The sequence below is a fragment of the Sphingomonas sp. BK481 genome, assembly GCF_014194875.1.
Lineage (GTDB): Bacteria > Pseudomonadota > Alphaproteobacteria > Sphingomonadales > Sphingomonadaceae > Sphingomonas > Sphingomonas aerolata.
This window is the reverse complement of record NZ_JACIAP010000001.1, coordinates 104,087-130,358: the sequence shown is the minus strand read 5'-3', so window position 1 is coordinate 130,358 and position 26,272 is coordinate 104,087. Positions and strand designations below refer to the sequence as shown.

The 26,272-nt window shown below is 68.1% G+C and carries 22 protein-coding genes; 16 read left to right on the top strand and 6 right to left on the bottom strand.

Going from position 1 to position 26,272, the window contains the following annotated elements; genetic code table 11:
• Positions 1-846: a formate/nitrite transporter family protein gene (locus tag FHY04_RS00570; protein ID WP_107931909.1), complete on the bottom strand. Its 846-nt coding sequence runs from the start codon at positions 844-846 to the stop codon at positions 1-3.
• Between the two features lie 65 nt (positions 847-911).
• On the opposite strand from FHY04_RS00570, the gene trmB reads away from it, so the two are divergent.
• Positions 912-1,592, top strand: a complete 681-nt coding sequence (gene trmB / locus FHY04_RS00565) for a tRNA (guanosine(46)-N7)-methyltransferase TrmB (protein WP_056409132.1) — start codon at positions 912-914, stop codon at positions 1,590-1,592.
• On the opposite strand, the gene FHY04_RS00560 is transcribed toward trmB, so the two are convergent.
• Positions 1,589-2,677 carry a GNAT family N-acetyltransferase gene (locus FHY04_RS00560; RefSeq protein WP_183935066.1) on the bottom strand — a complete coding sequence of 363 codons (1,089 nt, stop codon included), beginning with the start codon at positions 2,675-2,677 and terminating at the stop codon, positions 1,589-1,591. The genes trmB and FHY04_RS00560 overlap by 4 nt on opposite strands.
• A gap of 122 nt (positions 2,678-2,799) precedes the next feature.
• Here FHY04_RS00560 and FHY04_RS00555 point away from each other — a divergent pair, with 122 nt between their 5' ends.
• The 4 genes from FHY04_RS00555 to FHY04_RS00540 all read left to right on the top strand — a co-directional run bounded on the left by FHY04_RS00555 (position 2,800) and on the right by FHY04_RS00540 (position 5,792).
• Positions 2,800-3,276, top strand: coding sequence for a DUF2721 domain-containing protein (locus FHY04_RS00555; protein WP_031440529.1), 477 nt, complete (start codon positions 2,800-2,802; stop codon positions 3,274-3,276).
• Complete coding sequence (locus FHY04_RS00550) at positions 3,273-3,686, top strand: DUF4345 domain-containing protein (RefSeq protein WP_183935065.1); 414 nt, start codon at positions 3,273-3,275, stop codon at positions 3,684-3,686. Before FHY04_RS00555 ends, FHY04_RS00550 begins: the two co-directional genes overlap by 4 nt.
• Before the next feature lie 39 nt (positions 3,687-3,725).
• Complete coding sequence (locus FHY04_RS00545) at positions 3,726-4,922, top strand: thiolase family protein (RefSeq protein ID WP_183935064.1); 1,197 nt, start codon at positions 3,726-3,728, stop codon at positions 4,920-4,922.
• Positions 4,923-5,120: 198 nt separating this feature from the next.
• Entirely contained in the window at positions 5,121-5,792 is a 672-nt protein-coding gene (locus tag FHY04_RS00540) for a peptidylprolyl isomerase (protein ID WP_183935063.1), read from the top strand.
• Between the two features lie 3 nt (positions 5,793-5,795).
• Here FHY04_RS00540 and FHY04_RS00535 read toward each other — a convergent pair whose 3' ends face one another.
• From FHY04_RS00535 to FHY04_RS00525, 3 genes are read right to left on the bottom strand one after another with little or no spacing between them, the layout of a single operon-like run.
• Positions 5,796-7,148, bottom strand: a complete 1,353-nt coding sequence (locus FHY04_RS00535) for a dihydrolipoamide acetyltransferase family protein (RefSeq protein WP_183935062.1) — start codon at positions 7,146-7,148, stop codon at positions 5,796-5,798.
• Positions 7,148-8,155, bottom strand: coding sequence for an alpha-ketoacid dehydrogenase subunit beta (locus FHY04_RS00530; RefSeq protein WP_031394420.1), 1,008 nt, complete (start codon positions 8,153-8,155; stop codon positions 7,148-7,150). Before FHY04_RS00530 ends, FHY04_RS00535 begins: the two co-directional genes overlap by 1 nt.
• 56 nt (positions 8,156-8,211) lie before the next feature.
• Positions 8,212-9,519: a thiamine pyrophosphate-dependent enzyme gene (locus FHY04_RS00525; protein WP_031394419.1), complete on the bottom strand. Its 1,308-nt coding sequence runs from the start codon at positions 9,517-9,519 to the stop codon at positions 8,212-8,214.
• A 206-nt stretch (positions 9,520-9,725) separates the two neighbouring features.
• Here FHY04_RS00525 and FHY04_RS00520 point away from each other — a divergent pair, with 206 nt between their 5' ends.
• Entirely contained in the window at positions 9,726-10,073 is a 348-nt protein-coding gene (locus FHY04_RS00520; protein ID WP_260171252.1) for an MmcQ/YjbR family DNA-binding protein, read from the top strand.
• A gap of 14 nt (positions 10,074-10,087) precedes the next feature.
• Here FHY04_RS00520 and FHY04_RS00515 read toward each other — a convergent pair whose 3' ends face one another.
• Positions 10,088-11,104, bottom strand: coding sequence for a fumarylacetoacetate hydrolase family protein (locus tag FHY04_RS00515; protein ID WP_183935061.1), 1,017 nt, complete (start codon positions 11,102-11,104; stop codon positions 10,088-10,090).
• A gap of 156 nt (positions 11,105-11,260) precedes the next feature.
• Here FHY04_RS00515 and gloB point away from each other — a divergent pair, with 156 nt between their 5' ends.
• From gloB to FHY04_RS00465, 10 genes are all read left to right on the top strand, one after another.
• A complete protein-coding gene (gene gloB / locus FHY04_RS00510; RefSeq protein ID WP_183935060.1) occupies positions 11,261-11,989 on the top strand; it encodes a hydroxyacylglutathione hydrolase in 729 nt (242 codons plus the stop codon).
• Between the two features lie 41 nt (positions 11,990-12,030).
• A complete protein-coding gene (locus FHY04_RS00505) occupies positions 12,031-12,447 on the top strand; it encodes a hypothetical protein (RefSeq protein WP_183935059.1) in 417 nt (138 codons plus the stop codon).
• Between the two features lie 2 nt (positions 12,448-12,449).
• The gene (locus FHY04_RS00500) at positions 12,450-12,812 is read left to right on the top strand and encodes a hypothetical protein (RefSeq protein WP_056679464.1); all 363 of its coding nucleotides are present in this window, start codon (positions 12,450-12,452) and stop codon (positions 12,810-12,812) included.
• Between the two features lie 135 nt (positions 12,813-12,947).
• Positions 12,948-15,125 (top strand): TonB-dependent receptor domain-containing protein, encoded by a 2,178-nt coding sequence (locus FHY04_RS00495; protein WP_183935058.1) that lies wholly within the window; start codon positions 12,948-12,950, stop codon positions 15,123-15,125.
• A 368-nt stretch (positions 15,126-15,493) separates the two neighbouring features.
• Positions 15,494-16,117, top strand: coding sequence for a glutathione S-transferase (locus FHY04_RS00490; RefSeq protein WP_183935057.1), 624 nt, complete (start codon positions 15,494-15,496; stop codon positions 16,115-16,117).
• 142 nt (positions 16,118-16,259) lie between these two features.
• Positions 16,260-18,599: a TonB-dependent receptor domain-containing protein gene (locus FHY04_RS00485; protein ID WP_183935427.1), complete on the top strand. Its 2,340-nt coding sequence runs from the start codon at positions 16,260-16,262 to the stop codon at positions 18,597-18,599.
• 145 nt (positions 18,600-18,744) lie between these two features.
• On the top strand, positions 18,745-19,863 hold the full coding sequence (locus FHY04_RS00480; protein WP_056679450.1) for a DUF47 family protein: 1,119 nt from the start codon (positions 18,745-18,747) through the stop codon (positions 19,861-19,863).
• Between the two features lie 194 nt (positions 19,864-20,057).
• Positions 20,058-21,056: an inorganic phosphate transporter gene (locus FHY04_RS00475; protein WP_031394897.1), complete on the top strand. Its 999-nt coding sequence runs from the start codon at positions 20,058-20,060 to the stop codon at positions 21,054-21,056.
• A gap of 58 nt (positions 21,057-21,114) precedes the next feature.
• Positions 21,115-23,805, top strand: a complete 2,691-nt coding sequence (locus tag FHY04_RS00470) for an EAL domain-containing protein (RefSeq protein WP_260171251.1) — start codon at positions 21,115-21,117, stop codon at positions 23,803-23,805.
• Positions 23,806-24,212: 407 nt separating this feature from the next.
• Complete coding sequence (locus FHY04_RS00465; RefSeq protein ID WP_409349135.1) at positions 24,213-26,099, top strand: ribonucleoside-diphosphate reductase subunit alpha; 1,887 nt, start codon at positions 24,213-24,215, stop codon at positions 26,097-26,099.
• The last annotated feature ends 173 nt before the right edge of the window (positions 26,100-26,272 follow it).

Genomic DNA, 26,272 nt, shown 5'->3' with positions numbered 1-26,272 from the left:
TCAGTCCTTCTGTCGCATTTCGCCGCGCACCTGCGCATGCGCCAGCAGCGCGAACACCCCCGCACCACCGACGAGATTCCCCATGATCGCCGGCAGCAACAGTCCGGCAAAGGTCCGGACCAGGTCGACATGCCCGGTGAACAGCAGCAGGAACGCCTCGTCCGATCCGACGATCGAATGGCTGAACCCGCCGATCGCGACCACATAGGTCACCGCGAAGATCACCATGAACGCCTCGCCGCGCGCATTGGGCAGCGACCAGGCGAGGATCGCGATCATGAACCCCGCCGGGATCGCGTTGACGAACGTCGCCCAGGCTCCAAGCTCGGTGATCCGCATCGACACCGCGATCATCGCTTCGCGCAGCTCCGCCCCGCCGAGCACACCGCCCGCGATCGCCGCGGCGGTCAGCGCGGTGCCGAGCAGGTTGGCGCCCAGCACGATGCCCCACAGCCGCAACGTCCGCCGCAGCGCCCAGCGCGACGGCTTGGTCACCAGCGGCAGCATCGCGCTGATCGTGCTCTCGGTGAACAATTGCATCCGCCCGAGAATGACGACCAGGAACCCCGCCGGATAGCCGAGCGACACGACCAGCTCGCGCCACGGCGTATCGGGCAGCGCGGCGTGAAGCGCACCCTCGGCGACCAGCGACGCGGTGATCGCCAGCCCCGCCGCGAGCGCGGAGAAGAACAGCGAGACCCCCGGGCGCGCGAGTTCGTCCTCGCCCGCCTCGCGCACCGCGCGGTGGAGATCGCCCGCGTCCGCCGCCTTGAGTTCCTCGACGTCCTGCTCGGGCCCCTCGGGTGCGGACCCGGTGTCCGACGTGGTGGTGCTGTTTTCGGCCATTACGGCCTTGTAACGGACCGCTCCGTGCTTTGCTCCCGCGCAATCGACCGCTAGAGCGCGCGGCGATGAACGATCCCGCCACCATTCGCCGCCTCTATGGCCGTCGCCAGGGCCACAAGCTTCGCCAGGGCCAGTCCGCGCTCGTCGAGGAGATGCTCCCGCGTCTGTCGGTTCCCGAGACGGGGATCGTCGACGCCGCGACCCTGTTCGGCGACGACCGTCCGCTGCATGTCGAGATCGGCTTCGGCGCGGGCGAACATCTCGCCGGCCAGGCATCGGCCAATCCCGATGTGGGCTTCATCGGCTGCGAACCGTTCCTCAACGGCGTCGTCGGCGCGCTCGGCCATATCCGCGACGGCGGGCTGACCAATGTCCGGCTCTATATGGGCGACGCGCTCGAGGTGATCGAGCGGCTGCCCGATGCCAGCCTCGACCGGCTCTACCTCCTCCACCCCGATCCCTGGCGCAAGGCGCGCCACGCCAAGCGGCGCATGGTCAATCACGGCCCGCTCGACACGATCGCCGCCAAGCTGAAGCCCGGCGCCGAATTCCGGCTCGGCACCGACGATCCGACCTATTGCCGCTGGTCGATGATGATCATGGACCAGCGCCGCGACTTCACCTGGCAGGCGCGCACCCCGCAGGACTTCCTGACCCGCCCCGACGACTGGCCCGAGACGCGCTATGAGCGGAAAGCCCGGCGCCAGGGCCATGAGGTCTGGTATTTCCGCTATATCCGCGACTAGCGCCCGCCGCTGCGCCGCCACCAGCCGGCCAGCGCGCGACCCGCAATCGCGGGCAGCCCGGGCCTGAGCAACAGCCAGTCGCGGATCGGTGCGCCCTCCGTCGCGCCGATCACCCGCTTGTAGCCGCTGTCGCCCGCGCCCCAGTCGACCCTGGTCGCGCCGCGCGCCATCGCCGCGACCAGGTTGCGCCAGTAGAGCAGCTTGCCCGGCGAATGCTTGGCGAAACGCGGATCGTAGCTGTTGGCGATCGCGTAGATCAGCGCCCCCGTGTCGATGTCGAACGAGAAGGCGGCGGGCACCCCGTCGACGCGGAGCAGCGCGGCCCGGAACATCCCCGCCAGCACCGGGTCGACCGCCGCCGCCTGCCAGAAGGCGAGATGCCCGTCGGTCGTGAACTTCATGTCGCGGCGATCAGTCTCCTGCGCGACCCAGCTCGTCTGCTCGACCGCGCCCAGATCGGCGAACCGCGCCGGCCAGTCCGCCCCCGCCAGCGCCTGCCAGTCGAGCGCGCCATGCTCGGCCAGATGCTTTTCGTGAAACCGGTTCTTGCGCAGCGTCGAGTTGCGCGGCCAGCGCTCGCCATCGACGCTCGGCACGAGGTCGAGCACCCAGGCGTCGCCGACATGCCGGTCGATCGCGCACCATCCCGCCGCCCGCGCGCTCGCGATCAGCGCGTCCGCCGCCGGATCGCCGTCCTGGACCGGCCCGATCCGCAGGCCGTTGCACTGCGCGGATAGCCCGCGCAGCGCCGCCGCGCGGGCCGCCTCGCTCGCCCCCATCGCCATGCCGAAACTGCGGAACGGCCAGTAACAGCCCGGCACCGTCGCCAGCCGCAGCCACGCCGGGCCGAGCGCGACGAACGGCAACGCGATCGCCGCGACACCGTCCTCCTCGACCACCAGGGTCTTCGCACGCCCGCCATAGGCACTCAGCGCGGCCGCATACCAGCCATAGCGCAGGAACCGGTGGCTCGGCGCCGCGCGCGCGGCGACCGCGTCGATCGCGATGCTCAGGCCCTCGACCACGCTCGCCTGCACGCTAGGCGGCACCGGCACGCGGTCGGACAGGAGCATCGGCTTCGACATCGCACGCCCCCTAGCAGCAATCCCTTACCAGGTAGTGCAGGATCGCACCCGTCGCCGCAGGGCTTCAGGGCGGGGGCGGGATTGGCTTCCCTCCGGCGCGGTTATTCCGCATGATGATCAGGATGATACCCCTTCCCGCCGTTTCGACGATCGCGCAGACGATCCAGCTGTCGCTTGCGCCCGTCTTTATGCTCGCGGGCATCGGCCAGCTGCTCAACGTGCTCGCCGGTCGCCTCTCGCGCGTCATCGACCGCGCCCGCCAGCTCGAAAAGCTCCATCCCAGCAGCGCGGGGCCTGAACGCATCCGCCATATCTGGGAGTTGCGGCTGCTTGACCGGCGGATGACGATCATCAACGCCTCGCTCTTCCTCGCGGTGTCGAGCGCGATCATGACCTGTATCGTCATCGCGCTGCTGTTCATCGCCGAACTCGCGAAGCTGCACTTCGGGACCTATGTCGCGGTCTCGTTCATCCTCGCGATGATCCTGCTGATCGCCGCCTTTGCCAGCTTCATGATCGAGGTGCGGATCTCGCTGGTCGCCTTCCGCATCCGCCCCGAACTGCTCGACAACCCCGAACTGCTCGACAAGCTGACATGATGCTCGAACACCGCCTGCTGCAGGGCGTCGTCGCGCTCGCCTGCCTCCTGCCGCTGCTCGTGGGCGGTCAGGGGATCGTCCACGGCCCAGCCCCGTTCGGCCACCTCGCCGACGTGCCGCGCGATCTCGACAGCCATTTCCGCTATATTTCGGGCATCTTCTTCGCGACCGGGCTCGGCTTTCTCAGCTGCATTCCGCATATCGAGACAAAGGGCCCGCGCTTCCGCCTGCTCGGCGGGCTGATCGTGGTCGGCGGCCTCGCGCGGCTCGTCTCGCTGATCGATGTCGGCATGCCGTCGCGCGGGCATGTGCTGGGGCTCGGCATGGAAATCCTCGTCGTGCCGCTGCTGATGCTCTGGCAGGCGCGCCTCGCCCGCCGGGCCCTTTCCAACGCCGGACCGAATCCCTAGACGACGCTTGACCATACCCGGTCCTCGAAAGGTCCAAGCATGCGTGAAGCCGCCATCGTCTCGACTGCCCGTACCGCCATCGGCAAAGCCTATCGCGGCGCGTTCAACGCGACCGAGGCCCCGGTGCTCGGCGGACACGTCATGAACGCGGTGGTCGAGCGCGCCGGGATCGACCCCGCGCGTATCGACGAGGTGTTCTGGGGGGTCGGCAACCAATGGGGGACGCAGGGCGGCAATGCCGGACGCATGGCGCTCTTCGCCGGTGGCCTGCCCGAATCGGTCCCCGCGGTCACGCTCGACCGCAAATGCGGCTCGGGGCTGACCGCGGTCGCGCTCGCTGCCCGCACGATCATCTGTGACGAGGCCGATGTCGCGCTGGCGGGCGGGATGGAATCGATCAGCTACACCGTGACGAAGGACGCGCCGCGCTACGTCAACCAGAGCGTCACTGCGCGCGAGCCCGCCGCCTATATCCCGATGATCGAGACCGCCGAGATCGTCGCGCGCAAATATGGCATTAGCCGCGAGGCGCAGGACGCCTATGCCGCGATGAGCCAGCAGCGCGCTGCCGCCGGCCTCGCGAGCGGCGCGTTCGCCGAGGAGATCGTGCCGATCACCGTCGAGAAGGCGCTGTTCGACAAGCAGGGCACGCGCACCGGCAGCGAGAACGTCACGCTGACCCAGGACGAGGGGATCCGCGCGGGCACGACTGCGGAGGCGCTCGCCGGGCTCAAGACGGTCTGGCCGGGCGGCGATTTCTCCAGCCCGGGGACCAGCGTCACCGCGGGCAATGCCAGCCAGCTCTCCGACGGCGCCTCCGCGCAGCTGCTGATGGACCGCCGGACCGCCGAGGCCGAGGGCAAGGAGATCCTCGGTATCTATCGCGGTTTCCAGTCGGCGGGCTGCGATCCTGCCGAAATGGGCATCGGCCCGGTCTTCGCGATCCCCAGGCTGCTCGACCGCGCCGGGCTGACCGTCGCGGACATCGGCCTGTGGGAACTGAACGAGGCGTTCGCGTCGCAATGCCTCTATTGCCGCGACCATCTCGGCATCGATCCCGAAAAATACAACGTCAATGGCGGCGCGATCGCGGTCGGCCACCCCTTCGGCATGACCGGCTCGCGCCTCGTCGGCCACGCGCTGATCGAGGGCCGCAAGCGCGGCGTTCGCTATGTCGTGGTCTCGATGTGCACCGCGGGCGGCATGGGCGCCGCCGGCCTGTTCGAGATCGTCTGACGCGACGGGGGCGGGAGGGATGACGCACCCTCCCGTCGCTCCGCACCATCCACCCTGCCCCCTCCCGTCATCCTGACGAAAGTCAGGACCCAGGGTAACGGGGTGCGGCGCGTGTGGCTCTGGGTCCTGACTTTCGTCAGGATGACGGGACGTATACAGGGCGACCCCTGTTCAGAATGACAAGGTCCTGCCCCGCCTATGCGTTTCCTCCTCCTCCCGGCGCTAGCGCTGCTGGCCACCCCGGCCTCCGCCGCCCCCCAGAAACCCACCCCCGCGAAACCCGGCACCGTCCGCGTCCGCCTCACCACGTCCGAAGGCCCGATCACGCTCGCGCTCGACACGCGCCATGCCCCCAAGACCAGCGCGAACTTCCTCGCCTATGTCGATGACGGCCGCTTCGACGGCACCGATTTCTACCGCGCCGCGCGCGGCAAGAAGGCGCCGAAATTCGGCTTCATCCAGGGCGGCATCCGCACCGACGCGCGGCGCATCCTGCCCGCCTTCCCGCTCGAGACCACGACGCAGACCGGCATTCGCCATCTCGACGCAACGATCTCGATGGCGCGCGGCAGCGAGCCCGGCTCGGCGGGCGGCAATTTCTTCATCACTGTGGGCCCGACGCCCGCGATGGACGCGCGCCCGGGCTATCTCGGCTATGCGGCCTTCGGCCATGTCGTCGGCGGCATGGACACCGTCCGCCGCATCCTCGCCAAGCCGACCGGTGGCGGGCTCGACGCGTTCAAGGGCCAGATGATCCTCAACCGCGTCGCGCTGATCAGCGCGAAGCGGCTCGACGGCACGCCCCGCCCGACCAGCGGCCCGCGACCATGGCTGTTGAAGACCCGCCCCACCCCGCCACGGCCGCGCTGAACCTCAGTCCGCGAACAGCAGGACCGGCGTCTCGAGATACTTCTTCAGCCCCTGGACGAAGCTCGCCGCGTCCCAGCCATCGACGACACGGTGGTCGCAGCTGATCGACAGGTTCATCAGCTTCGCACGGACCACCTCGTCGCCCTTAAACACGGGGCGTTCGACGATCTTGTTCGGCCCGATGATCGCGACCTCGGGCCGGTTGATCACCGGCGTCGTCGCGATCCCGCCGAGCGGCCCGAGCGAGGTGACGGTGATCGTGCCGCCGCCCATCTCGTTCGGCGCGAGCTTGCCCGCGCGCGCCGCCTCGGCGAGCCGCGTGATCTCGGTCGCGAGCTGCCAGACGTTACGATCCTGCGCGTCGCGGATCACGGGCACGGTCAGCCCCGCATCGGTCTGCGCCGCCATGCCCAGATGGATCGCGCCATGCCGCGTCACCACGCCCGCCTCGTCGTCGTAACGCGCGTTGAGCATCGGGAAATCGGGGATCGTCTTGCAAATCGCGACGATCATCAGCGGCAGCATCGTCAGCTTGGGTCGCCCGCCACGATTGGCGTTCAGATCCGCACGCATCGCTTCCAGGGCAGTGACGTCGATCTCGTCGACATAGGTGAAATGCGGGATCGCCCGCTTCGACGCGGCCATGTTCTCGGCGATCTTGCGCCGCATGCCGATGACCTTGATCGGCTGGTCCGCGCGCGCGCGGCTCGCCCCCGGCGCCTGATAGCCCTGACCCGCGCCGTATCGCAGATACGCGTCGAGATCGGCATGACGGACCCGGTCGGACTCGGTCTTCACCGACGCCAGATCAATCCCCAGATCCCGCGCCCGCGCCCGCACCGCGGGCGACGCCAGCGCGTGTGCCTTGGCGGCAGCGACCTGCTCGTCACTCCCCCCCGGCGAAGGCCGGGGTCCAGTTGGAGAGGTCGACGTAATAACGGACTGCGCGTCGTTACCGGCGCCCCCCAACTGGGCCCCGGCCTCCGCCGGGGTGGTGGCGGTCGGCGTTTCGACCACCTCTTCGACCCCCGGATTCTCCGCCTCATACTGCTCGGCCGTCTCCGCCTGCGCCGCCGTCAACGGCGCAGCCACGACCTCGCCCCCGGCGTCGACCGCATCCGTCTCGATCACCACCAGCGCGGCCCCGATCGACACCTGATCGCCGACCTCGCCCGCCAGCTCGACGACGACGCCCGACACCGGCGACTCCATCTCGACCGTCGCCTTGTCGGTCATCATGTCCGCGACCGGCGAATCCTCCTCGACGCGGTCGCCGATCGCGACGTGCCATGCGACGATCTCGGCCTCCGAGATGCCTTCGCCGATATCCGGCAGTTTGAAGGTAAAGCGAGCCATTATGCGTCCTTCATGATCTTCTTGAGGGCCTCGGTGATGCGGACCGGCCCCGGGAAATAGGCCCATTCCAGGCTGTGCGGGTACGGCGTGTCGAACCCGGTCACGCGCTCGATCGGTGCCTCGAGATGGTAAAAACAGCGTTCCTGCACCAGCGCCGACAGCTCGGCGCCAAAGCCGCTGGTCCGCGTCGCCTCGTGGACGATCATGCAGCGCCCGGTCTTCTTCACCGACGCCTCGATCGTCTCGATGTCGAGCGGGACGAGCGTGCGCAGGTCGACGATCTCCGCGTCGATCCCCGTCTCGGCGATCACCGCCGCGCAGACATGCACCATCGTGCCATAGGCGAGGATCGTCAGCGCCTCGCCCGCCCGGACGATCTTCGCCTTGCCGAGCTCGATCTTGTAATATCCCGTCGGCACCTCACCCGCGGGATGCTTCGACCAGTTCTGCGACGGCCGATCCCAATAGCCGTCGAACGGCCCGTTATAGATGCGCTTGGGCTCGAAGAAGAGCGTCGGGTCATTGTCCTCGATCGCCGCGATCAGCAGGCCCTTCGCGTCATAGGGCGTCGACGGGATCACCGTCTTGATCCCCGACATGTGCGTGAACAGCCCCTCGGGGCTCTGGCTGTGGGTCTGCCCGCCGAAGATGCCGCCGCCGAACGGCGATCGTACCGTGATCGGCGAGGTGAACTCGCCCGCCGAGCGATAGCGCAGCCGCGCGGCTTCCGACACGAGCTGGTCGAGCGCGGGATAGATGTAATCCGCGAACTGGATCTCGGGGACCGGACGCAGGCCGTAGGCACCCATGCCCACCGCGACGCCGATGATCCCGCATTCGGTGATCGGCGTGTCGAACACGCGCGTCTTGCCGTGTTTCGCCTGCAACCCCGCGGTCGCGCGGAACACGCCGCCGAAATAGCCGACATCCTCGCCCATCACGATCACATCGGGATCGCGCGTCATCATGATGTCCATGGCGGAGTTGATCGCCTGGATCATGTTCATCCGGCTGGTCTCGCCGCCGTCCGCTGCGTCGGACCCGGGTGCCTCGATCATGTCGCTCATGCCTTGCGATCCCATGGACGGCCGCTTGCCGTCTCCTCATCGAGCATCTGCTGACGCTGCTCCTTCAGATGCCAGGGCAGTTCCTCGAACACGCCGTCGAACAGCGATTCGAGCGGCTGGTGCAGCCCGTGGCCGAGGATGCCGTTCTTCTCGGCCTCCTTCTGCGCGGCCTTCACCTGCTCGGCGAGCTCCTTGTCCTGCGCCGCGTGGCGCTCGTCGTCCCATTCGCCGATCGCGATCAGGTGATCCTTCAACCGCTTGATCGGGTCGCCGAGCGGCCACGCATTGGGCTCGCCCTCGCTGCGATACTGGCCCGGATCGTCCGAGGTCGAATGGCCTTCCGCGCGATAGGTGAAATGCTCGATCAGCGTTGGCCCCTGGTTGGTCCGCGCCCGCTCGGCCGCCCATTCAGTGGCTGCGTACACGGCCAGCGCGTCGTTACCGTCGACCCGAAGCCCGGCAATGCCATAGCCGACCGCCCGCGCCGCAAACGTCGTCGCCTCCGCGCCCGCAAACCCGGAGAAGCTCGAAATCGCCCACTGGTTGTTGACGACGTTGAAGATCACCGGCGCGCGGTAGACCGCAGCAAAGGTGCACGCCGAATGGAAGTCACCCTCCGCGGTCGATCCCTCGCCGCACCACGTCGCCGCGATCCGCGTGTCGCCCTTCGCCGCCGACGCCATCGCCCAGCCCACGGCTTGAGGATATTGCGTCGTGAGGTTGCCCGAGATCGAGAAGAACCCGGCTTCCTTGACCGAATACATGATCGGCAGCTGCTTGCCGCCAAGCCGGTCCGCGGTGTTCGAATAGATCTGGTTCATCATGTCGACGAGGCTCCAGCCCCGTGCGATGAGCAGCCCCTGCTGGCGATAGGAGGGGAAGCACATGTCCTCGTAATCGAGCGCATAGGCCGCCGCGACCGCGACCGCCTCCTCGCCTAGCGCCTTCATGTAGAAGCTCGTCTTGCCCTGCCGCTGCGCACGGAACATGCGTTCGTCGAACGCGCGGAGCAGCGCCATGCTGCGCAGCATACGCCGCAGCATATCGGGCGAAAGCTTGGGATCCCACGGCCCGACCGCATGGCCCTCGTCGTCGAGAACGCGGACCAGCGTATAGGCGAGATCGGTGAAATCGCTCGCCTTGTCCGCGGTATCGGGGCGCCGCGCCTGGCCCGCGGGCGGCACGTCGACTTCGGCGAAATCGACCGGATCGCCGGGTCGAAACTTCGGTTCGGGCACATGCAGCGTCAATCCGGGTAGATTGCGCAGCGGCTGCGAATCGGCGCGAGGGTGCTCGCTGGCCATCGTCACTCCATCTCCATCGCCCGGCGGCGTACGCGCCGGATCGCTCTTCGCGGCCTTGTTATAAAATTTCAACGGCATTGGCGAGAGGGAGTTTTGCCCGGTTGCCGCATTCGCACCGGCCGCGTGCAACGCCGTGCGATCAATGCGATAGCAGCACCCTGCGGACGCGGGCGGACACGGGCAGACAGGGGGAGGGACAGCGCGACATGCTGCAGGACTGGGACGCCATCGTCGCGATCGGATGCACGCTGCCGGGTGTCGAGCCGGGCACCAGCTACGGCCGGCCCGCACTCAGGTTCCGCGGCAAGACGCTCGCGTCGACCACCGCGCCCGACCCCGGCAGCTTCGTGCTCCATATCGGTCTCGACGAGAAGGAGATCCTGCTCGACACCGACCCCGCGACCTTCTGGCAGACCGATCATTATGACGGCTGGCCGGCGGTGCTGGTCCGTTACAACACCGGCGCGGGCGAGCGGATCGCGGATCTGCTCGCCCGCGCCTGGTGGGACCGCGCCACGTCAGCGCAGCGCAAGGCCTATGGCGAACGGCCCTGAAGCGCGCCCGCCCGCTACTCCACCGTCTGCTCGATCACCCCGAAGATCGGGCGATGCCGGTCGTCCTCCGCCCAGATCCGCACCGTGTCGCCCTTTTTGAGGAACGGGGTCACCGCCGCGCCGCCCGCGATCGTCTCGATCGTCCGCACTTCGGCCAGGCAGGAATAGCCGACGCCGCCCTCGGCAATCGGCTTGCCCGGCCCGCCATCCGCGCCGCGGTTCGACACCGTGCCCGACCCGACGATCGTCCCCGCGCCCAGCTTGCGCGTCTTGGCGGCGTGCGCGATCAGCGTGCCGAAATCGAACGTCATGTCCTCGCCCGCCTCGGCGCGGCCAAAGGGCTGGCCGTTCAGGTCGACCATCAGCTTGCGGTGCAGCTTGCCGTCCTGCCACCAGTCGCCAAGCGACTCGGGCGTCACGAACACCGGGGAAAACGCACTGGCGGGCTTGGACTGGAAGAAGCCGAATCCCTTGCCCAGCTCGGCCGGGATCAGGTTACGCAGCGACACGTCGTTGGTCAGCCCGACCAGCCGCACCGCCGCCAGCGCCTCGTCGCGGCTCGCGCCCATCGGCACGTCGCCGGTCACGACGACGACCTCGCCCTCCATGTCGCAGCCCCAGCTCTCGTCGGCGAGCGGGATCGGGTCGCGCGGCCCCAGAAACCCGTCCGACCCGCCCTGATACATCAGCGGATCGTGCCAGAAGCTGTCGGGCATCTCGGCGGCGCGCGCCTGCCGCACGAGCGCGACATGGTTCACATAGGCGGAGCCATCCGCCCACTGATAGGCGCGCGGCAAGGGCGACGCCGCGTCATGCTCGTGGAACCGCCGCATCGGGATCATCTCATGCTCCAGATCGGTCGACAGATTCTCGAGCATCGGCGCAAGCCGGTCCCAGTCGTCGAGCGCGGCCTGCAGCGTCGGCGCGATATGCGTCGCATCGGCATACCAGGCGAGGTCGTTCGACACGACGACAAGCCGGCCGTCACGGCCCCGGGCTGGATCTGCGTCCTTCAGGCTGGCCAGTTTCATTGCGGATCCTCTCAATGTTTTCACCACCCTACGCCCGCCCGCCGCAGGAAGTCGAGACTCCCGGTCATGTGCGCCCCCCGACCGCCCACTCATGCGTTATCCTTGCATCCCCCCAACCCCGGCGCCACACCTGGCCACCGCCTTCGAAAGCCCGCCATGCCCCTCGACATCGTCCGCGTGCCCGTCCTCAGCGACAATTACGCCTGGCTGATCCACGATCCCGACAGCGGCACGACGGTCGCGCTCGACCCGGGCGAGGCGGATCCGGTGATCGCCGCGGCGACCGCGCGCGGCTGGCGGATCGATCACGTCTGGACGACGCACTGGCATCCCGATCACACCGGCGGCAACGCCGCGATCCGCGCTCAGGGCGCGACCGTCACCGGCCCCGCCGCCGAGGCCGCGAAGATCCCGACGCTCGACCGCACCGTGACCGAGGGCGACGTCGTCACGCTCGGCACGCACGCCGCGCAGGTGATGACGGTGCCCGGGCATACGCAGGGCCATATCGCCTTCCACTTCGCCGACGACGCGGTGATCTTCACTGGCGACACGCTGTTCGCGATGGGCTGCGGCCGGCTGTTCGAGGGCACCCCCGCCGACATGTTCGCCAACATGCAGCGCTACGCCGCGCTGCCCGACGAAACGCAGGTCTATTGCGGGCATGAATATACCCAGTCGAACGGCCGCTACGCGCTGGTAGCCGAGCCCGACAATAGCGCGATCCGCGACCGGATGGCCGAGGTCGACGCGGCCCGCGCGCGCGGCGAGGCAACCGTGCCGACGACGATCGGGCTCGAACGCGCGACCAATCCGTTTCTCCGCGCGACCTCGGCCGCCGAGCTCGGCGAACGCCGCGCGGCAAAGGATGCGTTCAAGGGCTGAATAGGCTATGTCGGGCCCCTCGGGGGCGCAAAGGAAACCGCATGCGCATCATGACACGCTTATCGCTGCTCTGCCTGACGATCGCCGCCACGGCGTGTACGGCGACCCCGCGCGAACAGGCGCAGATCGCGCAGCGCGAAACCGAAACGCAGCGAAAGCTCGCGACCGCGCTCAAGGGGCTGACCCCCGGCGAGCCGACCCTGTGCCTCAACGCCCTCGGCCAGAAGCAGGTGACCAGCTACGGCTCGACCTTCCTCTACCGCGTCAACAACGGCACGATCTACCGGACCGAGACCAATGGCGGATGCGGCGATCTCGACCGCAACATCCTGATCACGCGGACGCCGACCGGCCAGCTCTGCCGCGGCGACATCGCCAACACGATCGACCGCGCCAGCCGCTTCCCCAGCGGCAGCTGCAGCTTCGGCGAGTTCGTCCCCTATCGGAAGGTTCGGTGAGGATGCCGCGCTCCGGCCGGATCGCCGCCCTCGCCGCGCTCGCACTGACGCTCGTCGCCGGCCGCGACGATCCACTCGCGGGGCGCATCGCCGGCGCGCCGGTCCGCTGCATCGGCATCGGCCTGGTCCAGGGGCCCACGATCCTCGACGCGACCACCATCCTCTATCGCCAGTCGGGCAAGCGCGTCTGGCGCACCGGCCCGGTCGGCCCCTGTCCGCAATTGCGCCCGCTGTCGACGATCATCGTCGACATCTATGGCGGCCAGCTCTGCCGCAACGACCGGTTCCGGCTGATCGAACCCGGCCTGTCGATCCCCTCCCCCTCCTGCCGCTTCACCGACTTCACCCCCTACGACAAACCCTGACGCCCGGCCGTCCCCGATGATATGTTGCATCATGGCAACAACCCGCCGCCCAATTTTCCGCAACTGCGAACATCTTCTTTGATATGATACATCATTCGCGCTAGGCGACAGCTCCGGGGTTCAAGGAGCGTTTCTATGCGTAAGACTTTCATCGGGATCAGCGCGCTGGCGGTCTTCGCCGCGACCGCCGCGACCGCCCAGACCGACACGCCGCCGACCGGCGCACCGGCCGATACGCCTGCCGCAACCCCAGCCCCGACCCGCACCCCCGCCCCGCGCGCGGCCGCCGAGATCCTCGTCACCGCCCCCGTCCGCCAGAGCGAGACCGACGTCCTCCAGGGCACCTCGATCCTCTCGGGCGCCGAGCTCACCCGCAACCTGCGCCCGACCATCGGCGAGACGCTCGCGCGCCAGCCCGGCGTGTCCGCCACCTCGTTCGGCCCCAGCGCGTCGCGCCCGATCCTGCGCGGCTTCCAGGGCGAGCGCATCCGCGTGCTGACCGACGGGATCGGTTCGATCGACGTCTCGAACACCTCGGTCGATCACGCGGTCATCATCGACCCGCTGCTCGCCGAGCGGATCGAGGTGCTGCGCGGCCCGTCTGCCCTCCTGTTCGGCTCGTCCGCGGTCGGCGGCGTCGTCAACGTCATCGACACGCGCATCCCGCGCACCGTCCCCGAAAATGGCTACCGCGTGAACGGCATCGCCACCTACGGCTCGGCCGCGAACGAGCGCTCGGGCGGCGGCGCGGGTGACGTCGCGGTCGGCCAGCACCTCGTCCTCCACGCCGACGGCTCCTATCTGAAGTCGGGCAATCTGCGCACTGGCGGCAACATCCTGTCGTCGCAGGCGCGCGCCGCCGCGCTCAGCCAGGTCGGCCTGCCGCAGGATACCGACGAGCCGATCGACTTCGCCGGCTCCGCCGCGCTCCGCGGCAAGCTCCCGAATACCCAGTCCGAGACCTGGACCGCGGGTGTCGGCGCGTCGATCATCACCGATGGTGGCAATCTCGGCGTGTCGTACAGCCATTATGACAGCCTCTACGGCGTGCCGATCCGCTATGCGACCGCCGTCGGCCAGGAGCAGGAGGCGCCCCGCCTCGACGTCGTCCAGAACCGCGTCGACCTGCGCGGCGAGATCAACACCGGCGGCGGCTTCCTCGACAAGATCCGCGTCCGCGCGGGCCACGCCACCTATCGCCATTTCGAGCTCGAACCCGATGGCGGCGTCGGCACCGCCTTCTTCAACAACGGCACCGAAGGCCGGATCGAACTGGTCCAGGCCAATCGCGGCGGCTGGCAGGGCGCATCGGGCGTGCAATATTTCAACCGCCTGTTCGACGTGAACGGCGACGAGGCCTTCCTGCCGCGCAACGAGACCAACCAGACCGGCCTCTTCACGCTCCAGCAATACAGCGCCGGCGCATTCCGGGCCGAGGGCGGGCTGCGCTACGAGACGACGTCGCTCTCCGCCAAGACGCCGCTCGACGATCTCCGCTTCTTCCGCGGCAGCCGCAGCTTCGACGCGGTCTCGGGCTCGCTTGGCGCCTCCTACGGCGTGACCGACGCGGTCCGCTTGGGCGTCAACCTCTCGCACACCGAGCGCGCGCCGTCGGCCGAGGAGCTGTTCGCAAACGGCGGCCATGCCGGCACCCAGGCCTATGAATTCGGCAGCCCCGACTTCAAGCTCGAGAAGAGCTGGGGCATCGAGGGCACGCTCCACGCGCATGGCGACGGCTTCAGCTTCGACGCGTCGGCCTATTACAACGACTTCTCCAACTATATCTCGGAGAACCAGGTCGCGCAGAGCGTCTGCCAGACCGCCGCCGATCCGTCGGGGCGCGAGGTCGACCTGCCCTGCTTCCAGTATCAGCAGGCGGATGCGCGCTATTACGGGTTCGAGGCCAATGCCTCGGTCCGGCTCGCGCAGATCGGCGGCTATGTCCTCAACGCCGACCTGCTCGGCGATTATGTCCGCGCGACGATCGTGGACAACGGCCCCGTGCCGCGCATCCCGCCGATGCGCGTGCTCGGCGGGATCGAGGCACAGGGCGACCGCGTCAACGGCCGGCTCGAGGTCGAGCACGTCTTCGACCAGGACCGCATCGCCGCGTTCGAGACGACCACCAACGGCTACACGATGGTCAACGCGACCCTGGGCTTCAACCCGTTCGGCAAGGACAGCAAGACCTCGATCCTGCTCAGCGCGAACAACCTGTTCGACGTCGAAGCCCGCCGCCACGCCAGCTTCCTCAAGGACTTCGCCCCCCTAGCCGGCCGCGACATCCGCGCGACGCTCCGCTTCGGGCTGTAACGGGAGGGGCCACTCCCCACGCCCAGAAAAGGAGCACCACCCCGGCGAAGGCCGGGGCCCAGTTGGGGGGACCAACGTGATAGCCCCCAGCCCGCCATCACAACCGCCTTCCCAACTGGGCCCCGGCCTCCGCCGGGGTGGTAGACAGAGGCGAGCCCACCCTCCTAAACACCACCCCGGCGAAGGCCGGGGCCCAGATGGGGGGACCAAGGTGATAATCCCCCGCCCGCCATCACGAAAACCTTCCCAACTGGGCCCCGGCCTCCGCCGGGGTGGGGCGAGCGCAAGGAGCCAGCAGAAACCCTCGCGAGCGACGGCGCGCGAACCAGCCCGGAGACGCGCCGTCCCCCGCCCCCTATACCCAACCCATGCTCCCCATCCTCTACAGCTTCCGCCGCTGCCCCTACGCGATCCGCGCCCGCAGCGCGGTCGTCGCCAGCGGCATCGCGGTCGAGCTCCGCGAGATCGTCCTGCGCGCCAAGCCCGCCGCGATGCTCGCCGCCTCCCCCAAGGGCACCGTCCCCGTCCTGATCCTCCCCGACGGCCGCGTCATCGACCAGAGCCTCGCCATCATGCACTGGGCGCTCGCCACAGCCGATCCGCTCGACTGGCTCGCCGGAGAGGACACCGATCTGATCGCGACCAACGACGGCGCGTTCAAGCATCATCTCGACCGCTACAAATATGCCGATCGCCACGCGACCGACCCGCTTGAGCACCGCGCCGCCGCCGCCGCGATCCTCGCCGATCTCGACGCGCGGCTGCACGCCACCGGCCATCTCGTCGCGCCCCGCTTCACGCTGACCGACATGGCGATACTCCCCTTCGTCCGCCAGTTCGCGCAGACCGACCGCGCCTGGTTCGACACGCTCCCCCTCCCCGCGCTCCACGACTGGCTGGGCCGCTATCTCGCAAGCCCGCTCTTCGCCGCCGTCATGCCCAAATTCGCGCCGTGGCAGCCGGATGCGCCGACTGTCATTTTTCCAACATGATCCGCGCCTAGCGCATCGCCGGGGGGCATTGCGACAGCATGAGCCGCGCGACGGCGATCACGGTCCACGGGGGTGGCCGCGATCGGCGCGCGCGGCTCGTCGGGTGTCCCTTCGGTAAAACCAAGAAGATCATCCAGGGAATATCACCGTGACACGCACCCGTCTGACCACGTCGCTCCTGCGCGGCATCGCACCCGCGACATTGCTGCTCGCCGCGCTGCCCGCCGCCGCCCAGGACACGACCACCGCCCCGGCTGCCACCCCCGCTGAAGACGGCCTCGGCGAGATCGTCGTCACCGCCGAACGCCGCTCGGAGAATCTCCAGCGCGTGCCGCTGTCGGTCGGCGTCGCCTCGGGCGATGCGTTGCGCGCGTTCCAGGCGGGTGGCGACGACACGCTGCTGTCGCTGTCGGGCCGCGTCCCCGGCCTCTATGTCGAGACCACCACCGGCCGCATCTTCCCGCGCTTCTACATCCGCGGTCTCGGCAACATCGATTTCTACCTCGGCGCGTCGCAGCCGGTCACGATCATCCAGGACGACGTGATCCTCGAGCATGTCGTGCTGAAGTCGAACCCGGTCTATGACGTCCGCCAGGTCGAGGTGCTGCGCGGCCCGCAGGGCTCGCTGTTCGGCCGCAACACGACCGCGGGCATCATCAAGTTCGACACGATCAAGCCGACCAACGACTTCGACAGCCGCGCCTCGGCCTCGGTCGGCACCTATGGCAGCGTCAGCGTCGACGCGGGCGTCGGTGGCCCGCTGATCAAGGACCTGCTGTCGATCCGCGTCTCGACGCTGCTCCAGCACCGCGAAAACTATGTCGACAACGTCTATGCCGGCGTCACGCAGGACAGCACCGCGACCCCGCGCAAGAACGCGATGGGCGGCTTCGACGACCGCAACGTCCGCGTCCAGCTCGCGCTGACCCCGGGCAACGCCTTCTCGCTCGACCTGTCGGGCCATGCCCGCTGGTATGACGGCACCTCGACGCTGTTCCACCGCGCCGCGCTGAAGAAGGGGTCGAACGACGTCCAGGCCGAACCGCGCAACGTCGTCGCGCTCGACGAAGGCAATGACAATCCGCAGAGCTACACCACCTATGGCGGCTCGGTCCGCGCGACCTATGATTTCGGTCCTGCCGCGCTCACCTCGATCACCGCGTACGAGACCACCTCGGGCTTCAGCCGCGGCGACACCGATGGCGGCGCGGGCGCGAACTTCCCCGTCCGCGGCACGGCGAACGGCTTCGGCCAGTCGCAGGGCCAGATCCGCGATCTCGACCAGTGGTCGCAGGAACTGCGTCTCTCGGGCACGCAGGGCGGCCGCTTCAACTGGCAGGTCGGCGGCCTGTATTTCGACACGCGCGATATCACCGATTTCTACCAGCGGACCTTCTTCCTGACGACCGCACAGCGCAACCCGAACAACTGGGTCCGCCTCCACGACGTCAACACCTCCTGGGCCGGCTTCGGTCAGGTCAGCTACGAGCTGATGGACCGGCTGACGCTCACCGCCGGCGGCCGCATCACCGAGGACAAGAAGCGTACGCAGTTGCTCAAGCTTGTCCAGAATGTCGCCGGTATCAGCCAGTATCCGGCCAACTTCCGCACCGACGTCACGCTGAAGGCGACCAAGCCGAGCTGGGACGCGAGCCTCCTCTACCAGGCGAGCCCCGACATCAGCCTCTACTCGCGCATTGCACAGGGCTTCCGCGGACCGACGATCCAGGGCCGCTCGGCGGTGTTCAACTCGGACTTCTCGACCGCCAATTCGGAGACGATCCTGTCGTGGGAGACGGGCATCAAGACCCGCCTGCTCGACAACACGCTGAGCCTCAACGCGACCGTGTTCGGCTACCGCGTCAACGACATCCAGCTCAACGGCAACGATCTCAACGGCAACGGCATCCTGTTCAACGGCAACAAGGCCGAGGCGTACGGCATGGAGGCCGAGGCGAACTGGAAGCCCGTTCCCAACCTCACGCTCGGCGCCGGGCTCAGCCTGCTCCACAGCGCGATTCGCGACAAGACGACCGAGGTGCAGATCTGCGCGCTCAACAACGCGGTCGTCTGCACGCCCTCCGCGGCGGTCCGCCCGGTGCCCGGGGCGTTCGGCACGACCTTCCTCGTCAAGATCGACGGCGAGCCTTTGCCCAATGCGCCGGAGTATAATGTCGACCTGACCGCACGCTACGACCAGCCGCTCGGCAATGGCGGTCGCGCGTTCATCGCGGGCGACTTTAACATCCAGGGCTATACGCAGTTCGTGCTCTACAAGACCAAGGAGTTCACCGCGAACGGCAACTTCGAAGGCGGCCTGAAGATCGGCTATGCCGCGCCCGACGACGCCTATGAACTCGCGGTGTTCGCACGCAACATCACCGGCGAGAAGAACCTGAAGGGCGTGATCGAGAACTACATGGCCGCGGTGTTCAACGAACCGCGGATCATCGGTGTCTCGCTCAGCGGCAAGTTCCGCTGATACGGCCGGCGTGGCGGTAACCCCGCCACGCCATCCCCTTGCGGATCGTGGCGGTTCATCCGCCACGCCACCTTTGCGGAGCGTCTGGCGCTCGCGCGCGGTGCGTGTCAGACATCGGGTTTGACCTTGCCCGAGGACCCGACCGATCCGTCAGATCGCTGCCCTGCCCTACCGGATCACCGCCGACGGATCCGCCGAGATCCTGCTCATCACCTCGCGCGAGACGCGGCGCTGGGTGATCCCCAAGGGCAATCCGATTGCCGGCCTCGCCTCGCACGAGGCCGCCGCGCAGGAAGCGTTCGAGGAAGCCGGGATTCGCGGCATCCCCTGCCCCAGCGCGGTCGGCGATTTCTGCTACGACAAGCGGCGCCGCAGCGGGCGTCTCCGGCCGATGATCGTCAGCGTCTATCCGATGCAGGTCGTCGAACAGGTCGCGGACTGGCCCGAGCGGGATCAGCGCGAGACACGGTGGTTTCCGCCTGATAAGGCCGCCGCCGCGGTCGACGAGCCCGAACTCAAGGCTCTGATCCGAGGATTCCGAAAGCCACCGATCCCGGTGGCGTTCGAACAACGCGTGCTGCCGGTGCTGCGGTCACGAATGAGGAGGCGTTTTCCGATGCTGGGCTGGTTCCAGGCACTCATGCCCAAGCAGGGGCGGTTCTTCGAGCTGTTCGACGCGCATGCCGCGACGCTCGTCGCGGGCGCCGACGCGCTCGCCCGGCTGCTCCACGGCGAAGGCTCGATCGAAAGCCAGATCGCCGAGATCGTGCGCCGCGAACACGAGGCCGACGACATCACGCGCGAGGTCCTGCAGGACGTCCGCCGCGTGTTCGTGACGCCGTTCGACCGCAGCGCGATCACCGACCTGATCGGCGTGATGGACGATGCGATCGACCAGATGAACGGCACCGCCAACGCGATCGCGCTGTACGAGGTGACCGAATTCGCGCCCGAGATGCGCGATATGGCGGGGATCATCGTCGAGGCCGCGCGAATCACCGCCGAGGCGATCCCGCTGCTCCGCTCGCTCGGCAGCAACGCCGGCCGCCTCCACGACCTGACCGCCCGGCTGATCCAGATCGAGGGTCACGCCGACGACATCCACGACACCGGCCTGCGCGCACTCTTCGCCGCGTCGAAGAGCCATGCCGACCCGATGGCCTTCATCATCGGCCGCGAAATCTATTCGAGCCTCGAAAAGATCGTCGACCGCTTCGAAGACGTCGCCAACGAGATCCAGGGACTCGTCATCGACCATGCGTGACGCGTCGTTTCGGCCCGCGACATCCCCCAAGGCCCCCCCCGGCGAAGGCCGGGGCCCAGTTGGGGGACGGCCATGGCTGAAGGCAGCGCACCGTTACTGCGACCTCTCCAACTGGACCCCGGCCTCCGCCGGGGAGGTAAACTGGTGGGAGGCGCCGCGATGACGCCAATGCAGGCTCGGGGGAGCATCCCCGCATGATCCTCTCGCTTCCGGTCCTTATCGGCCTGATCGGCATCGCGCTGCTGTTCGATTTCCTGAACGGCCTGCACGACGCCGCGAACTCGATCGCGACGGTCGTCTCGACGCGCGTGTTGAAACCCCAATATGCCGTGCTCTGGGCGGCGTTCTTCAACTTCATCGCCTTTGCCGTCTTCGGCCTGCACGTCGCGCAGACCGTCGGCACCGGCATCGTCCATGCGCAGGTGATCGACGCGCAGGTGATCTTCGCCGCGCTGATCGGCGCGATCGCGTGGAACGTCATCACATGGGTGCTCGGCATCCCCTCGAGCAGCAGCCACGCGCTGATCGGCGGGCTGCTCGGCGCGGGCGTCGCCAAGATCGGCTTCGGCGCGATCGTCTGGAGCGGCGTGATCAAGACCGTCAGCGCGATCTTCGTCTCGCCCGCGGTCGGGCTGCTGCTCGCGCTGCTGCTCGTCCTGCTCGTCGCCTGGACCAGCCTCAAGCTCACCCCGCTCGGCGTCGACAAGCGCTTCCGCAAGCTCCAGCTTATCTCCGCCGCGCTCTATTCGCTCGGCCATGGCGGCAACGACGCGCAGAAGACGATGGGGATCATCGCGGTGCTGCTCTATTCGCAGGGGCTGCTCGGCGGCGAGTTCCACGTGCCCTTCTGGGTCGTGCTGTCCTGCCAGGCGGCGATGGCGCTCGGCACGCTGTCGGGCGGCTGGCGGATCGTCCACACCATGGGGTCGAAGATCACCCGGCTGACCCCCGCGCAGGGCTTCTGCGCGGAGACCGGCGGCGCGATCACGCTGTTCGCCGCGACCTTCTGGGGTGTGCCGGTCTCGTCGACGCACACCATCACCGGCGCGATCGTCGGCGTGGGTGCCGCGCGACGCCTGTCCGCGGTGCGCTGGAACGTCGCCAGCAACATCATCATCGCCTGGACCGTGACGCTGCCCGCCGCCGCCGCGATCGGGGCGGCGACCTATTGGCTGACCGGGCTGTTTATCTGATAAATGCAGGCGCTTACGGCCTGTTAAGCATGATCGGAGGGCAATTGCGCAACCGCTGATGCGGTACGCTCGCGGTATGTTCTCGCGCTCCCCCGCCATTCCCCTCCGCGATCATCCCGACGCCACGAGCCTCATCCTGTTCGGGCTCGTCGAAAGCGACGAGGATGCGTGGAGCGCCGCGCAGCATGTCCGCCTCGCCAAGGTCGGCGCGGTCTGGCCGGTCGCGCTGATCGCGCATCTGGTCGCCGCGGCGATCGTCTTCGGCGTCTCGCTGGCGGCACAGCCGGCGCTGATCGCGGCGGTGGCGGTGCATGCGGGGGTGATCGCCCTGCTGTCCGGCGCGGCCTTTGCGACGGTGCGCAGCGCGACGCTGCGCGAATGGCCGATCCATCGCCGCAACGCGGTGCTCGCGACCTGCGCCGCCGGGCTCTCCGCCGCGCTCCTGTCCTTGCTCTGGGTCACCGTCGAGCTGCCGGGCGGGCCGATCGAGCTCGCCGGGCTGGTCGCGATCGTCGGCGCGATCAGCGTGACCGCGATCACGCTTTATGCCGTGCGCGCCGCGACCCTGGGGTTCGGCATCGGCCTGGCGCTGATGCTGACCGTGCTGTCGGGCGTCGGGATCGCGCCGGTCGTCGCGATCGCCGCCTTTGCCGGGTTTGCCGCGGTCGCCTACCGGATGGCGCGGATCGACTATGCGCTCGCGCTCGATCATGCGGACCAGTCGAGCGAGGGCCGGCTCGCGATGAAGCTGATGGCGGAGTTCGAGAATTACGGCCCCGGCTGGTTCTGGGAAGCCGACCGGCGCGGTCGCATCACCTATATCTCGCCCAAGATGGCGCACGCGCTCCCGCCGCCGTCGGATCCGGAGGAGGGGTGCGACCCGTCGTCCGGGCTGGTCGGCTGCATCCTCACCGACCTGTTCCGCATGGACAGCGAGGCACCCGGCACCGAACGCACGCTCGCCTTCCATCTGTCGTCGCGCACCTCCTTCTCGGACTATTCGGTCTGCGCCGCCGCCGACCCCGCGCCCGAGCGCTGGTGGTCGATGTCTGGCCGACCCGTGATCGACGAGATCGGCCGCTTTCAGGGCTTTATCGGCACCGGCTTCGACCTCACCGAAAAGCGCAAGGCCGATGCCGAGATCAACCGCCTCGCGCTGTTCGACGGGCTGACCGGGCTCGCCAACCGCCAGCGGATGCGGCTGTCGCTCGACAAGACGCTCGCGCAGCAGGCCGGGCCCTACCGCCCGACCGCCTTGTTCCTGATGGATCTCGACCGATTCAAGGCGGTCAACGACACGCTCGGCCATCAGGCAGGCGACCTGCTGCTCAAACAGGTCGCGCAGCGGCTCACGCGCGTCGTCGGTGACGCAGGGCTGGTCGGCCGGCTCGGCGGCGACGAGTTCCAGGTCGTGCTCCCCGGCGTCGACAACCGCGACACGCTCAGCACCCTGTCGCGCGAGCTCATCCTCGCGCTGTCGCAGCCCTATTTCATCAGCGGCGCGTCGGTCTCGATCGGCTGCTCGATCGGCATCGCGATCACGCCGCAGCACGGCAAGGATTCGGAGACGCTGATCCGCAACGCCGATCTCGCGCTCTATGCGGCCAAGGCCGATGGCCGCGGCGTCCACCGCTTCTATTCGGACGACATGCTGGCGGGGGCGAAATCGCGCAAGCAGCTCGAGGACGATCTGCGCATCGCGGTGACCGAGGGCGCGTTCCACCTCTGCTACCAGCCCGTCGTCAGCACCAAGTCGACGCGGATCGTCGGCTATGAGGCGCTGATCCGCTGGAACCATCCGACGCGCGGCCCCGTGTCGCCCGCCGACTTCATCCCGATCGCGGAGGAATGCGGGCTGATCGAGGCGATCGGCACCTGGGTCCTGCGCACCGCGTGCAACGCCGCCGCGCGCTGGCCTGCCGACGTCCGCGTCGCGGTCAACGTCTCGCCGATCCAGTTCGCCAACCCCGCGCTCCCAGCCCTCGTCACCAGCGCGCTCGCCCAGTCCGGGCTGCCCGCCAACCGGCTCGAGCTCGAGATCACCGAGGGCGTCTTCCTCGACGAGAGCGCGTCCTCGGACCAGATGTTCAAGGCGCTCAAAGGAATCGGCGTCCGGCTCGCGCTCGACGATTTCGGCACCGGCTATTCGTCGCTCGGCTATTTGCGCACCGCGCCGTTCGACAAGATCAAGATCGACCAGTCGTTCGTGAAGGGCGCGGCCGAGCCCGGCAACCGCAATGCCGCGATCATCAAGGCGATCGTCATGCTCGCTGACACGCTCGGCATGGAGACGACCGCGGAGGGCGTCGAGCTGCAGGACGAGATCGCGCTGGTCCGCGATCTCGGCTGCAGCCATATCCAGGGCTATGTCTATGGCCGCCCGGTCCTCAACGAAGTGGTGATGGAACAGCTTGCCACCGCCGCGGGGGTGGCGACGGCCGCCGGGTTCAAGACTAGCCGTGCGCCGCGCGTGCGGATGCTGCGCTCGGCGCGGCTGCTGGTCGAGGACACGCTCGTCGATGTCCGCGTCCGCGACATCTCGACCAGCGGGGCGATGGTCGAGGGGCTGATGGTCCGCGGCGATCCGACCGGGGCCGGGGTCTCGATCGAGCTCGTCGATGGGCAGATGATCGGCGCGCAGATTCGCTGGCTGCGCGACGGCCGCGCCGGGCTCGCCTTCGATCATCCGGTCGATATCGAACGGCTCGGCCCCCCGCCGCTGGTCCGCGGGATGCGCCGCGCGGGCTGACCGCGGGCGCGCGCGGCTCGCTCGAAAATATTTCGAAAGGCGCGAAATCCGCTTGCGTATCGCGAACCCGGCGCAGATCCACGCGTCGCGCCGCCGCCGCTGCCTCGCGATACCCCCATCGACCCCGGGCAGGGCCGCAACGGGCCAACTAGCGGCTTGCACCCGCTGCGGGATTGGCACAGTATCTGGGGGCTACTTACAGCGGCAGGCCCTATCTCTGGTAGAACATGGTGCGCCCCTCGGGCTGCCACCCTGATTGTCGACAGGCGTGACCACGCGCTGCCGATCAGTTTTTGTTCTGCTTTTGATCTGCCCGATGATAGCATGGGATATGCTCCCGATTCGAACGATTACAGAATTTTAGGAGCGGTCTTTTGGATTTCAGAGACAGCAGCCGGGATAGCGACATGACGACCGACACCATCGAACAGACCCTCGACACGCCCGCAGCAGAGGCCCCCAAGGCGCCGCGTCAAGCGCAGGACAGCCATTCCGTGCGCGCGCAGATCTACCCGGTCGAGGTCGATCACAGCCGCGACGCGCTGCTGACCGAATTCGGCAAGGAGACGCTGAAGGACCGCTATCTGCTCCCGGGCGAGAGCTATCAGGATCTGTTCGTCCGCGTCGCGTCTGCGTACGCCGATGACGCCGGCCACGCGCAGCGCCTCTACGACGCGATCTCGAAGCTCTGGTTCATGCCCGCCACCCCCGTTCTCTCGAACGGCGGCACCGGTCGCGGCCTGCCGATCTCCTGCTATCTCAACTCGGTCCCCGACAGCCTCGGCGGCATCGTCGACACCTGGAACGAGAATGTCTGGCTCGCCTCGCGCGGCGGCGGCATCGGCACCTATTGGGGCAATGTCCGCGGCATCGGCGAGCCGGTCGGCCTGAACGGCAAGACCAGCGGCATCATCCCGTTCGTCCGCGTCATGGATTCGCTCACCCTCGCCATCTCGCAGGGGTCGCTGCGCCGCGGTTCGGCCGCGGTGTACCTCGACGTCTCGCACCCCGAGATCGAGGAATTCCTCGAGATCCGCAAACCCTCGGGCGATTTCAACCGCAAGGCGCTGAACCTCCACCACGGCGTGCTGATCACCGACGCGTTCATGGAGGCGGTGCGCAACGGCGAGGAATGGCATCTGCGGTCGCCGAAGGACCAGGCGATCCGCGCCACCGTCGACGCGCGCTCGCTGTTCCAGAAGCTCGTCGAGACGCGTCTCCAGACCGGCGAGCCCTACATCGTCTTTGCCGATCACGTGAACAAGGCGATGCCCAAGCATCACCGCGAACTCGGCCTCAAGGTCTCGACCTCGAACCTGTGCTCGGAAATCACGCTGCCGACCGGCAAGGATCATCTCGGCAACGAGCGGACCGCGGTCTGCTGCCTGTCGTCGCTGAACCTCGAAACCTGGGATCAGTGGAAGGACGAGAAGGGCCTGATCGAGGACGTGATGCGCTTCCTCGACAACGTGCTCCAGGATTATATCGACCGCCACGAGCCCGGCATGGAACGCGCCGCCTATTCGGCCGGCCGCGAGCGTTCGGTCGGCCTCGGCGTCATGGGCTTCCACAGCTTCCTCCAGGCACGTGGCATCCCGTTCGAGGGCGCGATGGCGAAGTCATGGAACCTGCGGATGTTCAAGCACATCAACGCGCAGGCGAATGAAGCCTCGATGCAGCTCGCGATCGAGCGCGGGCCCTGCCCCGACGCCGCCGATGTCGGCGCGATGGAGCGGTTCAGCTGCAAGATGGCGATCGCACCGACCGCGTCGATCAGCATCATCTGCGGCGGCACGTCGGCGTGCATCGAGCCGATCCCGGCGAACATCTACACGCACAAGACGCTCTCGGGCAGCTTCTCGATCAAGAACCCGTATCTCGAGAAGATGCTCGCCGAGAAGTCGAAGAACTCCGACGCGGTGTGGAACTCGATCCTCGAACAGGGCGGTTCGGTCCAGCATCTCGACTTCCTCTCGACCGAGGAAAAGGACTGCTACAAGACGTCGTTCGAGATCGACCAGCGCTGGCTGCTCGAACTCGCCGCGGACCGCACGCCCTATATCGACCAGGCGCAGTCGCTGAACCTGTTCATCCCCGCGGACGTCGAAAAGTGGGACCTGCTGATGCTCCACTTCCGCGCCTGGGAGCTCGGCATCAAGTCGCTCTATTATCTCCGCTCCAAGTCGGTGCAGCGCGCCGGCTTCGCGGGCGGGGTCGAGGCGGACAACACCATCGACCTGCGTCAGATCGACGTGGAATCGAAGGATTATGACGAGTGCCTCGCCTGCCAGTAAGCCCCCGACCCATCACCGTGGCGGGCCCGCCCGCCGCCTGATCGAACAGCCTGTCGCGCCTCTCGCGCGACAGGCTTTTTCGTTGGCGCGCGGCCTAGGTCCAAAGCGGGCCGGTCTGCGGCTTGTCGCCCCCGTGCGCGCGGCCTAGCCCGGTCGCCGGGACAGCGCGCTGG